The organism is Collinsella aerofaciens (assembly GCF_039758965.1).
GTDB lineage: Bacteria > Actinomycetota > Coriobacteriia > Coriobacteriales > Coriobacteriaceae > Collinsella > Collinsella aerofaciens_BR.
In genome coordinates this window covers 15,258-29,823 of record NZ_JBDMSL010000005.1, presented here as the reverse complement: position 1 = coordinate 29,823, position 14,566 = coordinate 15,258, and the positions used below count along the sequence as shown (strand labels likewise).

The following is a 14,566-nucleotide window of genomic DNA, read 5'->3' as shown; positions in this document are numbered from 1 at the left end:
CGCCGTAATCGTCCGACACGATTTTTGTAATGTCAAGACTGGAATCGATAAAGTGCCGCTTTATGATGTAGGTATTCCGCCCCCCGCGGAGCAACTGGGTGAACCGTCGCGTTTATTTAGGGAGCCCACACAGTCGTACCTAGTACAGGTATCCTTCGTTGTTAAGGACGCTGGAACAGTCGATGAGGGCACCCACCTGTTTTAGGTGGGTTCATTTTCGTAACGTGGGGGGTGGTTTTCTTTTGCCGAAAATCACCATTACAGTCCATATGGATCCCCGCCGGCATCCCGACAAGCCATCGACAACATCCCAATATCTGGTAAGCGCGTGATTATCGCTGCGTGCAATTCCATGCACCCCCCTTGGTCGAGTATTATGGTTCGGCTATGCCCTTTGCGCATGGCGTTCTTCTGACCTTTTCCTTCGACGCTTGGCGGTTTTTAGATTCATGGCTTCATCCCCGAGCTACATACCGTACCTATGCGTGGCAGCGGCGGCCTTTATCACGACCTTCCTCACGGTACCCCTGGTCAAGCGCCTGGCAATCAAGCTCGACGCCGTCGACTATCCTTCTAAGCGCCGCATCAACACCAAGCCCATCCCGCGTTTGGGCGGAACGGCGGTGTTTTTGGGCCTGGTCGTCGCCTGCACTGTGCAAATCCTAGGCACCTGGTACCTGGGTTGGCCGCCCGTTTTGGTGCCCCACCCCCGTCTGCACATCAGCTACCCCATACTTGCGCTTTCTTTTACCGTTATCTTTGCGACCGGCGCTATCGACGACGTCTTCCAGCTCACGCCCAAGCAAAAGCTGGCCGGACAGGTCCTCGCCGCGCTTATCGCCTGCATGGGCGGCCTGCGGATCGGCGTCATCGTCAACCCGTTTGCTCCCGGCGAGATCATGCTCGGATGGCTCGCCTACCCCATTACCGTGATCTATCTGGTGGCATTCACCAACATCATTAACCTCATCGACGGCCTCGACGGCTTGGCCACGGGCATCTGCGGCATCGCATCGTTCACCATGTTTTCGATGGCTGTTCTCTCGGGCCGCATCGACGCCGCCGCGCTCTCCATCGCGCTCTTTGGCTCGTGCCTCGCCTTCTTACGCTATAACTTCAACCCCGCGAGCATCTTCTTGGGCGACTCGGGGTCGCTGCTTCTGGGCTTTGCGTTGGGCTCCATCTCGCTGCTCAACGTGAGCCGCACTGCCGCGCTCACCTCGCTCATCATCCCGCTCATCGTGGCCGGCGTGCCCATCATCGACACGTTTAGTGCCATCGTGCGCCGCAAGCGCGCCCACATTAGCATTGGGCAGGCCGACAAGGGCCACATCCACCATCGCCTCATTCAAGAGGGCTACAACCAAAAGCAGGCCGTACTGCTCATCTACGCCTGGTGCATTATGCTTTCGGCCGGCGCCGCCGCCATCAATCAGGTCGAGGTCCCCATGCGCGTGCTCATCTTTACCGTGCTCGCCATTGGCTCGGCGGCCTTCGCCAAGCACCTGCACCTGTTTGAGCCCGTGCTGCGCCACCATTACAACAAGCGCACGCACGAGGACGAGCTGGTAACCCCCGACGACCCCGCTTTTAAGCAGGAGGAGCAGGCGGCCGAGGAGCGCAAAGAAGAGCGCCACCACAAGCTCTAGGATAAGCTGCCGAGGATGTGCCCAGGCGCCGTTGGTCAGACGCAGCCCGGCACCCATCGCACAAGCCGCCACTCTCCTGTACCTCGCTTACTTACGCCTCGCCCCTTCAATAAACGCGTTATCATCTTGACCCATGAACATACGTTAGGAGCAATCATGCCAAACGAGAACAGCTACGAAGTCGCGCTGCAAAAGAGCAACGCCATTCGCGAGGGCCTGGCCAAGACGCCCGAGAAGTTCACCATGCTTACCGGCGACCGCCCCACCGGTCGTCTGCACCTGGGCCACTACTTTGGCACCCTCAAGGGCCGCGTTGAGCTGCAGAACATGGGCGCCAAGACCAACGTGCTCATCGCCGACTACCAGGTCATCACCGACCGCGACACCACCGAACACATCCAGGACAACGTGTACAACATGGTGATGGACTACCTTGCCTGCGGCATCGACCCCGACAAGACCATGATTTACGCGCACTCCGCCGTGCCCGCCGCCAACCAGCTCATGCTGCCGTTCCTGTCGCTGGTTTCCGAGGCCGAGCTGGCGCGCAACCCCACGGTTAAGGCCGAGATGGAGGCCTCGGGCCACGAGCTCACCGGTCTTCTGCTCACCTATCCGGTGCACCAGGCCTGCGACATCCTGTTCTGCAAGGGCAATGTGGTGCCCGTCGGTCGCGACCAGTTGCCGCACATCGAGCTCACCCGCACCATCGCCCGCCGCTTTAACAACCGCTACGGCAAGGTGTTCCCCGAGGTCGACGCGCTGCTGTCCGAGACTCCGCTGCTGCCCGGCCTGGACGGTCGCAAGATGAGCAAGAGCTACGGCAACGCCATCAACATCTCGATGACTGCCGAGGAGACGGCCAAGCGCATCAAGAAGAGCCAGACCGACTCCGAGCGCATGATCACGTTTGATCCCGAGAACCGCCCCGGCGTGTCCGGTCTGCTTTCGACCGCCGCTATCTGCACCGGCCGCTCCGAGGTCGAGATTGCCGAGAAGATTGGCATGGGCGGCTCCGGCCAGCTCAAGAAGTACGTGACCGAGGCCGTCAACGAGTACTTCGCCCCAATCCGCGAGCGTCGCCAGCGCTACGAGAACGATTTGGACTATGTGAAGGACGTGTTGCACGAGGGCAACCGTCGCGCCAACGAGATCGCCGAGCAGACCCTGGCCGAGGTTCGGGACGCCATGGGCATGGTGTACTAGACCGATTTGCTGGCTTGAGCTTTCGATTGCTTTAGGGCGGGCGCTACGACGTCCGCTTTTTTTGGAGCCGGACTGCTTCGGCTCCGCCCATTGCACTCCCCCGATAAACAGGAACGGGCCCGCCGGCAGTCAGTTGCCGGCGGGCCCGTTCCCGAAGTACACCGTTGAATCGCACAGAGGGGAGGAATGCGAATCAAACTCAACAGGGCAGGCTTTTTCATCGCCTATTGCCTGCTCCGTTGCTGAAACCAATATAGTTCACCGTGGTTTACTTTCTAGCGTCAATATGCGCCGCCATACCTTCTCCATAAGTTAGCTCCGGTAAACCTGCAACGGAAAACCACCACAAAGGGGACAGGCACCTTTGTGGTGGTTTTCGCCACGGCAGAGCCGCTAGAGCCCCGCTGGCCAGCGACAGGCGGCCAGGTCGACGTGCATGTCATCCTTAAACGCCACACCCTCCCCTAGCAAAAGCTCACGTTGAGCATCGGGACCGCCAAAAGCAAAACCCTCGCATATGCGCCCGTCGGCAAACACCACGCGGTGACAGGGAATCTCGCCGGGGCGCGGATTGCTATGCAGGGCATACCCCACATACCGCGCACTTCGTGGTCGACCGGCAAGCAGCGCCACCTGACCATACGTGGCGACCATCCCCTCGGGGATCTGCTCGACCACCTCGTACACCCGTTCAAAAAAGCCCTCAGACGCCATTGCTCGCTCCCTTCCACCCTGAAAAGCATAAACCACCGCAAAGGGGACAGGCACCTTTGTGGTGGTTTATGGCAGGTCAGTTAGTTGGCGGGCTGGAAGAAGGCTACGGCTACGGCGCCAGGGCCTACGTGGGTACCGATGGTGGCGCCGATGGTGTGAACGGGCAACTCGCCCTCGGTGTGGCCAGCCCAAAGTGCCGCGCTGTCCTCGATATACTTCTTGAGCACCGCATCCGAAAGACCCGTATAGCCGAGCGCCAGCGGCATGGAAAAGTCGATGCCGCCCGCTTTTTCGACCTTTTGGTTCAGCAGGTTGCGGCCGTTCTTGGAACCGCGAGCCTTGCCCAGCTGCACGATCAGACCGTCCTCGACAGCCACCACAGGCTTTACGTTGAGCAGCGTGCCCACGGCGCCGGCCGCAGCAGACAGACGACCGCCGCGCACCAGGTACTCCAGCGTCTCGAGCAGGCCGATGACGACCACGCGGTCACGGACGGCCTCGACGGCCGCCGCGATCTGGGCCGCACTACGGCCCTCGTTCACCAGGCGCAGGGCATACTCGACCAGGACACGCTCGCCCAGAGTGACGTTATTGCTATCCACCACGTACACGTCGCCGCCCGGCGCCTCGGCAAGTGCGGTACGGGCACTCTGATTGGTGCCTGATAGCTTAGCGCCCACGGTAATAATCACAGCCTCATCGCCGGCTTCACGAACCTTGGCAATCGCCTGCGAAAACGCGTACGGGTTGACCTGGCCGGTCTTGGGCAGCTCATCGCGCTCCACGAGCATCTCGTAAAAGCGCTGGTGATCGATGTCGATGCCATCCATGTACACATCGGTGCCAAAGGTGACGGACAGCGGCAAAACGGCCAGTGCTGGGTGCTCGACCGGCGACATATCGCTTGCGGAATCGGTAATAATGCGGACGGACATAGCGAATCCTTTCTTGCGCAGGTCCCGCGCAGGGAATTTTGACAGCAAGGCCCCGGCACGGTATACGCGCTCAAACGGGACTATGCAGTTGTTAATGGGAAGCAAATACCTTGGCGGCCTTAGATCTCGCGCAAGGTATTGAGAATCGTGCGCAGCGACGCGTACATCTGCTCGCGCTGCTCCACGCCCATGGCCTTACCGGTGGTGTCGAGCACTTCGCGAATGATGCGATCGGCCTCGCTCATGCTCTCGCCGCCCAGGGCAGTCAGGCGCACCGGGGCACGATACTTAACGGCGGCATCGCCCGAATCGTCGACCTCGACGTAGCCGCCCTCCTCCAGATGCGCGAGCGTACGCGAGACGGCGGCGCGGGTCACGCCTGCCATGCGAGCCAGGTCAGCGCCAGTCAGGCCGTCCTTGCTGCGCTCAAGATAGTAAAGGCACATAACGTCGGAGCCCTTGAGGCCCAGCCTTGCGCCCTCGGATGTCTTAATGCGCTGAATCTCCTTGTAGAGCCCGCTGATCAGTCCGACAAAGTCCTCGAAACGTGTCTCGTCGTTCTGCTGCATGGGAGACGACCGCCTTTCGCTTGCACAATGCTTACGGGTAAACATCTTAGTCGCATAAGGCGACACCCGTACCCAAATACCCCATTTGTTAACCCATCAACATAAAAACCACCACAAAGGGGACAGGCACCTTTGTGGTGGTTTGGAGCATCAATAGGTTCTAGGCGCCGCTACAGCTCCACGCAAGGATTGTCGCGGGTCACAAGCGTCTTGATGACAACCGTCGCTCCCAGATAGCGCTCAAGCAGCTCGGCTAAGCGATCGATCGCGGCCTGGCAATCCCCCATCCGCTCGGGCTCCACGCACTCAATCGCCAGGAACGCATCGGCCGAATCATCGGACAGCGCCGTGCGAACGCCGTCGCGCCAGTTCCAGCAGCGGCACACAGCGCCCGCATCGTCGATGTAGGCGAGCTCGCCGGGCAGCGTCGGATCGTCCGCCTCCTCGCCAAGCGGCAAGAACGCATCGCCACCATCGGTCACCTTCAAGCGAAGGTCTCCCTCGATCGCATGCAGATCCTCGCCTCCCACGGGCAGCGCGTAGGTCAGCGACACCGTGTTGTAAATATCCACCGCGGGCGTAATGTGGCCCACCGGCTTGCCTTTGAGCACGCGCTTAAGCAGGTTCTCAATCGAACAACGCGCACCCTTCTTAGTCTTGAACAGACGATACGCCTCGCGCCATGCCTTGACCGGTGCGTTCTCGCTGATAGTGTCGCTGGTCAGATGACGCTCCGCGTCGATATTGGCGCGATCGAGCAGCGCCGCAATCGCGTCCACGTCCTCTTGAGGAATCTGCGCCGCGGGTTTCATGCCCTCAACGACTACAACACCGACCGCTGCCTGCGGAAACAGCTCCCAAAATGAATCCTCGGCAATAAAGCTCTTCACACATGCTCCCTTCACGATTCGCGCCAACGCGAGCGCCTAAACAAAAAGCGCCCTTACAACGACCACCTTCAAAGTCCTACGGTGCCGTCACAAGAACGCTTACGCTGTCCCCATCCGGAGAAGGGGACGATATGTCAGGCGTATTGTAACCCGAGTCATCCACGTGAGCAAAACCACCACAAAGGTGCCTGTCCCCTTTGTGGTGGATATGGACTCACGGCGAAGCTAGTGGCGGAGTCCCAGCAGGCCGCGGCCGCGATGACGGGCCTCGGCGGACACCTGGGCGTGCGGGCCGGCGGCTTTGACGGACTCGGGCAGGTGCGAGTACTTCTTCTCGAAGTTCTCCTCGAACATCACCGCCAGGTTGTGCGCGGCCTCGTCGTAGCGCGCGGTGCTCTGCCAGTATTGGCGCGGCACCAGGATGCCATCGGGCACGCCGTGGCACGTCGTGGGAATGTCGACGTTAAAGATGTCGTCGTGCACGAACTCGCTGTCCTCAATGGTGCCGTCGAGGGCGCGCGCGACCAGCGAGCGCGTGTAGGCCAGCTCGATGCGATGACCCACGCCGTAGCCGCCGCCGATCCAGCCGGTGTTGACCAGGTACACGCGCGTGCGGCCGTCGGCAATGCGCTCGCCAAGCATCTTGGCGTAAACCATGGGGTCGAGCGGCATAAACGGCTCGCCGAACAGCGAAGAGAACGTGGGCGTGGGCTCGGTGACGCCGACCTCGGTGCCGGGAATCTTAGCCGTAAAGCCCGTCACAAAGTGGTACATGGCGGCGTCGGCCGTCAGGCGCGAGATGGGCGGCAGCACGCCAAAAGCGTCGCAAGTCAGGAACAGCACGACACTCGGAGTGGTGCCCATGCCCTTAGTCCACGCGTTAGGAATGTGCTCCACGGGATAGGCCACGCGCGTGTTGTGCGTGATCGAGATGTCGTCGTAGTTGGGCTTGCGGTTCTCGTCGAGCACCACGTTTTCGCAAATGGCGCCAAAACGGACGGCGTTGAAGATCTCGGGCTCGTGGAAGGCGTCCAGGCCCTCGCATTTGGCGTAGCAGCCACCCTCGATGTTGAAGATGCCCATGTCGGACCAACCGTGCTCGTCGTCGCCGATCAGCAGGCGCGTGGGATTGGCCGAAAGCGTGGTCTTGCCGGTGCCGGACAGGCCAAAGAACACGGCGGTCTCGTGCGTGACGGGATCCATGCTGGCCGAGCAATGCATGGGCAGCACGTCGTCCTCGACAGGCAGCAGGTAGTTCATGACACTGAAGATGGACTTTTTGATTTCGCCGGAGTAGCCGGTACCCGCGACCAAAATCACGCGCTCCTGGAAGTTGATGACCACGGCGGCGCTGGAGTTGAGGCCCTTGATGGCAGGATCGCACTGGTAACCGGGCGCTGCGAGCACGCAGAAGTCGGGCTCGCCGGTGCGCGCGATTTCGCGGGCGAGCGGACGGGCGAGCATTTGCTTAATGAAGAGTGCCTGGCTGGCACGCTCGCAGGCAACAAGCAGGCGACGCGTGTGGTTGCGGTCAGCGCCCGCCATGCCGCGCGTGACGAACACGTCGCGCTCGTTGAGATAGTCGACGATGCCGGCCTTGATGGCCTCATAGCTCTCGACGGACAGTGGGCGGTTGACCGCACCCCAGGCGATCTTGTCGTGAACATCGGGGGTGTCAACGATAAAACGATCGTTGGGCGAACGACCAGTGCGCTCCCCCGTCTCGATCACGAGCGCGCCATTAGAAGCCATACGGCCCTCTTTGCGACGAATAGCGTGCTCGACAAGCTCTGCCGCCGGCAGGTCCACCAGCAGACGGGGTTGATTCTCGGCGGGATCTTCAACGAGCGTAATACCAAAGTTGGACAGAACTTCTGCAGGGGTAACACCAGGCATGGGGCCTCCTTTAAAAACGCGACACGTGGACGCGGCGCGCACTTTACTCACGTAAAGCCCGTTGTACCCGATATGCAAAAACGTTTTTGCGGCAAGGGCGGCAAGCCCGCCCAACGGTCAAAAATCGCAGGCAAGCGGCCTAGTCATTGGGGACGCTTTTAAACGACTAGTCATTGGGGACACTCTTGAACAGACAACATTCAAGGAGTGTCCCCGGATGCCGGCACTTAGGGACGTTCCCAAAGTGCCGGCACATAAGGAACGTCCCTAAGTGCCGACTACAGCGGCAGGCCTTGGCCGAGCATGGCTATGGCGCTCATCAGGACCAGCATGCCGGCGGCGTAGGGCAGGACGGCGCCCAGGAGTTCGGCATCCTTACCGCGCACGAGCACGGCGGCAAGACCAATGGCGAGGGTCTGCGGCGAGATCATCTTACCGGCGGCGACGCCCAGGGCGTTCAACGCGACCATCCAGTAGTCGCTCACACCCAGCGCAGTGGCAGCCTGGCTCTGAATGGGGCCAAACAGCATGCCCGAGGACGTGCCCGAGCCGGTCACAAACGCACCAACCGCACCGATCCACGGAGCCAGAATCGGGTAGAGACCGCCGGCGACGGCGATGCAGAACGCGCTGATCGAAGAGATCATGCCCGCATAGCCCATCACCTTGGCACAGCCCAGCACCGAAAGCATCGTGATCACCGTCGGCATCATCTGCTTCACAGTCGCGGCCAGCACCTCGCCCATCATGCGTGGCGAAGCACCCTGAATGGCACCGCCGACAAACGCGGCCAGGAAGATCCAAACACCCGGCGTGTTAATCCACGAAAACGTAAGCGTACCGGGGTTCTCGCCGCAATACACCTGCACGTGGCTTGCAAAGGGCGCAAGCGCGGCATGCACGGCGGGCACCAGGTTGGACGTACCCAGCAGCAGTACAAAAATCAGAATGAAGCACGACCAGGCCGAAAGCGCCGATTTAACGGTGAGCTGTTCGCCGGCCTCGATATTCATATGGAAGCGTGCGTCCAGATGCCCCGACTTCTCGGCACGCATGGCAAGCGCAGCTGTCAGCGCGAGCGAAACGATGGATCCTACGACCACGGCCAGCTCGGGGCCCACAAACATGGCAACGACCAGAGCCGCGCCGACAAACGACACGCCGGAGAGCAACGCCACGCCGGCAACACCGTGCAGACGCTCGCCCACACTCGCGGCATTGCCCTGGTCATCGGCAACACGGCCCGCAACCAGCACAATAAATAGCGGCATCACCACAAAGAACGGTGCGAGCTGCACCAGCTGAACGGTCGCTAGGTGAAGGGAATCCAAACCCACCAGGTCGGCAACGGACACCGTGGGGATGCCGATGGAGCCGTAGGGCGTGGGCACGCCGTTGGCCAGCAGGCAGATGAGCACGGCAGGCACGGCCTCAAAGCCCAGGCCCGCGAGCATGCCGGCGGGAATGGCGACAGCGGTACCGAAGCCGGCCATGCCCTCCATAAAGCCACCGAAGCACCAAGCCACGAGCAGCGCCAGCAGACGGCGGTCGCTGCTGATGGAGGTGATCATGCTGCCGATCACGTCCATGGCGCCCGTACGAACGCACAGGTTATACGTGAACACCGCGGCGATGATCACCAGGACGATGGGCCACAGAGCCATCAAAAAACCTTCGAGCGAGGCGGTCGCGATCTGCGCTGCCGGCAGGTGCCACCATGCGAAGGCAAGCAAGCACGAAAGGACAAACGATCCGATAGCGGCCTTCCAAGCTGGCCATTTAAAGCACAGCAGCATCACGACCAGCCAAATAATCGGCACAAGAGCCAGTAAGAATGCGGCGACGTCCATAGGTAGAAGCTCCTTGGTACCGCGTGGGCGGCATCGGGGGTGTCACAAAACTTCAACAGGATACCGCACGTTTACCGACAAATTACAGCCGCCCGCCGAAATTATTGAACAATCCGTTCAAAAACACGAGCGAACACCGTCGCGTCTATACTAAAGCGCAGCAATAGAAAGGACTCCGCTTTGAGTATCACGCCCCTCGATAGCATCCGCCGCGCCATCGCCCGTCACAACGGCGTCTCCGACCCCACCGTATCGGGCGGGGCACCCAGCCAGGGCGGTCGCATCGAGAACGGCCTGTTCCCGGCCTCGCACACCGCCGAGGAGCTCGCTCGCATCCAGGAGCTGAGCCAGCGCAACGCCGGCGGGCCCGATAGCAGCCAAGCCACACGTCGTCGGCGCGAACGCGATCGGGAGCCCGGCCCCGTTCGCCGCATGGTCAACGCTTGGTGGAACCGTCTGCTCGGCGCCGTCTACGGCGGCGGCTTCTCCATGCAGGAAGCGGAATACGAGGAGCACGCCACCAGTCGCGACTATCTTTGGAACACCCTCGGCACCGCCGTGTGGGGCTTGGCGTTTCCGCTGCTCACCATCGTGTCTACGCAGCTCGTGGGAGCAGAAGAAGCAGGCAAATTCTCCATCGCCTTTGTCACCGGCACGCTCATCATGATCGCGTGCAACTACGGCGTGCGCAACTTTCAGGTCTCGGACATCGACGAAAAAACCTCCTTCGCCTCCTACCAGCTCAACCGTTGGCTTTGCGGAGCGCTCGCACTAGGCTGCGGCCTCACGTACAGCAGCGCACGCGGCTACGATGCGCAGATGGCCACGATCGGCCTGGGCGTCTACCTCTATAAGGTGATCGACGGCATCGCCGACGTGTACGAGGGCCGCCTGCAGCAGGCCGACAAGCTCTATTTGGCCGGCATGAGCCAAACGCTGCGTTCCGCCGGCGTCATCGCGGTCTTTAGCGTGGCACTGTTCCTCACGCGCAGCATGCCCATCGCGGCCATGGCCATGGGCATCGCCGCGATTGCCTCGCTCGTGCTGGTCACCGCCCCGCTCGCCCTGCTCGAGACCGAAAAATCACGCCGCATGAGCCTGCGCGAGGCTGGCCACCTGTTTATCCAGTGCGCCCCGCTCTTTGGCGCACTGTTCCTGTTTAACCTTATCGAGAGCATGCCCAAGTTCGTGATGGAAGGCGCGCTGGCCTACAAGTATCAGCTGTACTTTAATGCCCTGTTCTTTCCGGCGCAGGGAATTTTGTTGAGCATTGGATTTATCTATAAACCGCAGCTCCTGCGTCTGTCGAGCATTTGGGCGAATCCGCGCAAGCGTCGCCGCTTTGACCTGATTATTGTTGCCGTTATGGCGCTGATCGTGGTCATCACCGGCGTGTGCGCCGCATTTATGGCAGGTCCCGGTATTCCCCTCATGAGCTTTATGTATGGTCTCAGCTTTGAACGCTACCGTACGCTGGCGCTGCTGATGGTCGTCGCCGGCGGCGTCACCGCGGCCATCGACTTTATCTACGCCATCATCACGGTGCTGCGCCACGCTGGAGATGTCACCAAGATCTACCTGATCTGCTTTGCCGTGAGCGTGGTGCTCCCGGTGATTCTGATCAATCTGCTCGGCCTGATGGGCGCCGTCGTGAGCTACCTGGCCATCATGGCCCTACTGCTGGTACTGTTGATTATCGAGTACGCCCACATCCGCCAACGCATAGAGAGGGACCGGAATCCGTACGGCGCCTAATTGCGGCGATGGGAGAAGCTAATTTGCGGTGGAATCACCCCGGCTGGAGTCTCGTTGCGGACACGCAAAACTAAGTGAGTAGACTTTTACCGAATCCCGGACCACACCGACAAAGCACAAGTCCGTGACCAGCGGTTTTATTGAGGCAAATATGTTGGGTGCCCGGCATTTCCAAAAAAGTCTACTCACTTAGCCAGCGGGCAGCCAAATGATTATTTAATCCCCGTCCCTGAAAAATCAATTTGCGGGCAGAAGGGCAAAAGTAGTCAAAAAAGGCCCCGTCCAAAATTAGCTACCCCTTGCACCGATTATTCGCCCGGGTTGATATTCGCATAGAACTCGGCCCCGTCGTCCAGGCGCAGGATGCCCACGCGGCCGAACTCGGAGCCGGTGGCGGCGGCGCAGTCGATGTCGATGCGATCGGGCACACCAGCAGTGTCCTCGCCGCCCAAGCGCACGATCTGCCCGCGTCCCGATTCCTCATCGAGCCCCGCCAGACCACCGACCTCGCAATAGCGCCCAAGCGATACCGTGGGCGTGTGACCGCTCACCACGACCGGGCCCTTGCCCTCGGCAGAAAGCAGCCCGGTCGACGCATCCCAATAGCCATGACGAATCCACAGCAGGTCATCGGACGACTGCACCGCGAGCATCTGCTGCAGCAGCTCGCGATCGGCACCCACCGCTCCAACGCCATCGGCACAATCGACGCCATGCTCAAGCAAAAACGCCCGCGCCGCCTCGGTCTCAATACCGGCATGTACCAGCAGATACGGGCGCTCCTCGGTCTCGACCACCGCGTAGAGCGGCAGCGCGGCCATCCATCGCACGAGCTCCTCGTATGCCTCAAATTCCATGTCGTTGAGCTGCTCACGCGTCGTCCAGCCACCGTTGATATCCCAGGTCTCGGCATCGAGCGGATCCTGGCCAATGATGGCATCGAGCATGATCTGCTCGTGATTACCCTTGAGCACGCGGGCGTTGGGCAGCGAGCGCACGAGCTTAATAACGCCGACCGGATCGGGCCCGCGATCAATCATGTCGCCCAGCACGTACAGCGTGTCGTCGGACGTCAACGAGATCTTAGACAGGGCCTCGTCAAGCGCACGCACGTGCCCGTGAGCATCAGATGTCACATAGATCGCCATGGTACGCCTCTCTTTGCATTGCGGCCGAAGCCCGGCGCCGCAACTAAAACTTCAAGTTGAACTTAAACGTTACCCATTGTACTCCGTTGCAATAAAGCTGGAAAGGGTTTCCGAGCAGAGGCAAAGACGGCAGCCGTCTATGACGATATCGCGCGCGCCCGCAATCCAACCCCATAAACCCACCATCTTTGGGTACAAATATCCGCAGACAACTGACCGTGCCACGCCAACCACCCAGGAGCGGACACCATCCATGAACCAGATCCTTCTCTTTATCGGCCTTGTCATCATTTTGTGCCTGACCATCAAACCCGTCGGCAAAAAGCTCCCCTTCCCCACCCTGCTCATCTTTATCGCGCTGGGTATGCTGTTGGGCGTCAACGGCCCGGCGCACATCGACTTTAGCGACTACGCACTCACCGAAACCGTCTGCAGCACGGCGCTGCTGTTCATCATGTTCTACGGCGGCTTTAACACCAATATCGACCGCGCCAAGCCCGTCGCCGTGCCCGCGGTGCTGCTGAGCACGCTCGGCGTCGTCATCACTGCCGGCATCACCGGCGTATTCGCCCACTTTGTGCTGGGCTTCGACTGGATCGGCGGCCTGCTGCTGGGATCGGTCGTGGCGTCCACCGACGCGGCCAGCGTCTTTAGCGTTCTGCGCGAGCACAGCCTTTCGCTGAGGGGCGGCACCGACTCGCTGCTCGAGGTCGAATCGGGCTCCAACGACCCCGTCGCCTACATGCTCACCGCCGTGCTCGCCACACTCGCGGCCGGCGGCGACATCAACATTCCCGCACTGCTGGCCAAGCAGATTATCCTGGGCGCGGGCCTGGGTCTTGCAATCGGCTGGGCGGCGGGCCGCCTGATTGAACGCGCACACGCAACGGCCGAGGGTGCGCAGACCATCTTTTTGTTCGCCGTGGCCATCGTCGCCTACGCGCTGCCGAGCCACCTGGGCGGCAACGGATTTTTGGCCGTGTACCTGGCCGGCATTGTGCTGGGCGCGAGCGACATCACCGGCAAGGTCGAGATGGCGCACTTCTTTGACACCCTCACCGAGATGGCCGAGATGACGATCTTCTTCTTGCTCGGCCTGCTCGTAACGCCCGCACGCCTGCCGCAGATGCTGCTGACGGGCCTGGCGCTCATGGCGTTTATGCTCTTTGTGAGCCGCCCCATCGCCGTGGGAATGCTGTTGGCGCCCTTTAAGACGAGCCCCCGCCAGGTCGCGCTCGTAAGCTGGGCGGGCTTGCGCGGAGCAGCTTCGGTCGTCTTTAGCCTCTTTGCCGTGGTGGCCGGCGTTCCCGGCGGACACGACCTATTTGACCTGGTGTTTGTGATTGCCGTGTCGAGCATCGTGGTGCAGGGCTCGCTGCTGCCAGCGGTGGCGAAGAAGCTCGATATGATCGATGCGACCGGCGACGTACGCCGTACCTTTAACGACTACCGCGACGAGGACGGCATGTCGTTTGTAAAGCTCAAGGTGGGCGCGGGCCATCCGTTTGCCGGACGCTCGCTCGCCGATATTGGTAGCGCAACGAACATGCTGGTGGTCTTGGTGCTGCGCGACGGCGCGCACCCGGTGCTGCCCAACGGCGATACCGTCATCGAGGAAGGCGATCTGCTGGTGATGGCCGCCCCGACGTTCGAAGAGCGTGCCGAAGTTACGCTGCGCGAGGTCACTGTGACGCCCCACGGTCGCCTGGCCGGCCAGCGTCTTCGCGATGTGCCGCAAGGCAAGCATCCCTTTATCGTCGTGATGCTCAAACGCGACGGCCAGACGATCATCCCCGACGGCAACACCCTAATATACGCCGGCGACGAAGCCGTCATCGCCACGCTGGCGTCGTAGTGACCAGGAGGTAGCTAATTTGCGGCGAAGAGATCAAGCGCCTAGAGAACCTCATGCCTTCGCTCGCAGATTTGGATTTGCCTGAGGAGTAAAGCACCC

General features: G+C 61.0%; 11 protein-coding genes. 4 read left to right on the top strand and 7 right to left on the bottom strand.

The window, feature by feature from the left end; genetic code table 11:
* Positions 1–449 precede the first annotated feature (449 nt).
* Together ABHU32_RS02465 and trpS are read left to right on the top strand one after the other, a co-directional pair.
* Complete coding sequence (locus ABHU32_RS02465) at positions 450–1,649, top strand: MraY family glycosyltransferase (RefSeq protein WP_346978796.1); 1,200 nt, start codon at positions 450–452, stop codon at positions 1,647–1,649.
* Between the two features lie 156 nt (positions 1,650–1,805).
* The gene (trpS, locus tag ABHU32_RS02460; protein ID WP_346978795.1) at positions 1,806–2,855 is read left to right on the top strand and encodes a tryptophan--tRNA ligase; all 1,050 of its coding nucleotides are present in this window, start codon (positions 1,806–1,808) and stop codon (positions 2,853–2,855) included.
* Positions 2,856–3,248: 393 nt separating this feature from the next.
* Here the strand turns inward: trpS and ABHU32_RS02455 are convergent, their stop codons facing one another.
* The 6 genes from ABHU32_RS02455 to ABHU32_RS02430 all read right to left on the bottom strand — a co-directional run bounded on the left by ABHU32_RS02455 (position 3,249) and on the right by ABHU32_RS02430 (position 9,709).
* Positions 3,249–3,569 carry an MGMT family protein gene (locus tag ABHU32_RS02455; protein WP_196022493.1) on the bottom strand — a complete coding sequence of 107 codons (321 nt, stop codon included), beginning with the start codon at positions 3,567–3,569 and terminating at the stop codon, positions 3,249–3,251.
* Positions 3,570–3,649: 80 nt separating this feature from the next.
* On the bottom strand, positions 3,650–4,504 hold the full coding sequence (locus ABHU32_RS02450) for a DegV family protein (protein ID WP_346978793.1): 855 nt from the start codon (positions 4,502–4,504) through the stop codon (positions 3,650–3,652).
* A gap of 119 nt (positions 4,505–4,623) precedes the next feature.
* The gene (locus tag ABHU32_RS02445; RefSeq protein ID WP_022093866.1) at positions 4,624–5,073 is read right to left on the bottom strand and encodes a MarR family winged helix-turn-helix transcriptional regulator; all 450 of its coding nucleotides are present in this window, start codon (positions 5,071–5,073) and stop codon (positions 4,624–4,626) included.
* A 170-nt stretch (positions 5,074–5,243) separates the two neighbouring features.
* Positions 5,244–5,963, bottom strand: coding sequence for a B3/B4 domain-containing protein (locus tag ABHU32_RS02440; RefSeq protein WP_346978791.1), 720 nt, complete (start codon positions 5,961–5,963; stop codon positions 5,244–5,246).
* Positions 5,964–6,188: 225 nt separating this feature from the next.
* Positions 6,189–7,859, bottom strand: a complete 1,671-nt coding sequence (pckA, locus tag ABHU32_RS02435; protein ID WP_260699425.1) for a phosphoenolpyruvate carboxykinase (ATP) — start codon at positions 7,857–7,859, stop codon at positions 6,189–6,191.
* A 278-nt stretch (positions 7,860–8,137) separates the two neighbouring features.
* A complete protein-coding gene (locus tag ABHU32_RS02430) occupies positions 8,138–9,709 on the bottom strand; it encodes an L-lactate permease (protein WP_346978790.1) in 1,572 nt (523 codons plus the stop codon).
* A gap of 180 nt (positions 9,710–9,889) precedes the next feature.
* On the opposite strand from ABHU32_RS02430, the gene ABHU32_RS02425 reads away from it, so the two are divergent.
* A complete protein-coding gene (locus ABHU32_RS02425) occupies positions 9,890–11,464 on the top strand; it encodes a lipopolysaccharide biosynthesis protein (RefSeq protein ID WP_346978789.1) in 1,575 nt (524 codons plus the stop codon).
* A gap of 308 nt (positions 11,465–11,772) precedes the next feature.
* On the opposite strand, the gene ABHU32_RS02420 is transcribed toward ABHU32_RS02425, so the two are convergent.
* Positions 11,773–12,612, bottom strand: a complete 840-nt coding sequence (locus ABHU32_RS02420) for a metallophosphoesterase family protein (protein WP_271758824.1) — start codon at positions 12,610–12,612, stop codon at positions 11,773–11,775.
* Positions 12,613–12,865: 253 nt separating this feature from the next.
* Here ABHU32_RS02420 and ABHU32_RS02415 point away from each other — a divergent pair, with 253 nt between their 5' ends.
* Positions 12,866–14,467, top strand: coding sequence for a potassium/proton antiporter (locus ABHU32_RS02415; RefSeq protein ID WP_346978788.1), 1,602 nt, complete (start codon positions 12,866–12,868; stop codon positions 14,465–14,467).
* The last annotated feature ends 99 nt before the right edge of the window (positions 14,468–14,566 follow it).

Excerpts from the sequence above, each read along its gene's own strand:
- ABHU32_RS02465 (WP_346978796.1), top strand. The coding sequence starts at position 450 with ATGGCTTCATCCCCGAGCTACATACCGTACCTATGCGTGGCAGCGGCG.
- trpS (WP_346978795.1), top strand. The coding sequence starts at position 1,806 with ATGCCAAACGAGAACAGCTACGAAGTCGCGCTGCAAAAGAGCAACGCC.
- ABHU32_RS02455 (WP_196022493.1), bottom strand. The coding sequence starts at position 3,569 with ATGGCGTCTGAGGGCTTTTTTGAACGGGTGTACGAGGTGGTCGAGCAG.
- ABHU32_RS02450 (WP_346978793.1), bottom strand. The coding sequence starts at position 4,504 with ATGTCCGTCCGCATTATTACCGATTCCGCAAGCGATATGTCGCCGGTC.
- ABHU32_RS02445 (WP_022093866.1), bottom strand. The coding sequence starts at position 5,073 with ATGCAGCAGAACGACGAGACACGTTTCGAGGACTTTGTCGGACTGATC.
- pckA (WP_260699425.1), bottom strand. The coding sequence starts at position 7,859 with ATGCCTGGTGTTACCCCTGCAGAAGTTCTGTCCAACTTTGGTATTACG.
- ABHU32_RS02430 (WP_346978790.1), bottom strand. The coding sequence starts at position 9,709 with ATGGACGTCGCCGCATTCTTACTGGCTCTTGTGCCGATTATTTGGCTG.
- ABHU32_RS02420 (WP_271758824.1), bottom strand. The coding sequence starts at position 12,612 with ATGGCGATCTATGTGACATCTGATGCTCACGGGCACGTGCGTGCGCTT.
- ABHU32_RS02415 (WP_346978788.1), top strand. The coding sequence starts at position 12,866 with ATGAACCAGATCCTTCTCTTTATCGGCCTTGTCATCATTTTGTGCCTG.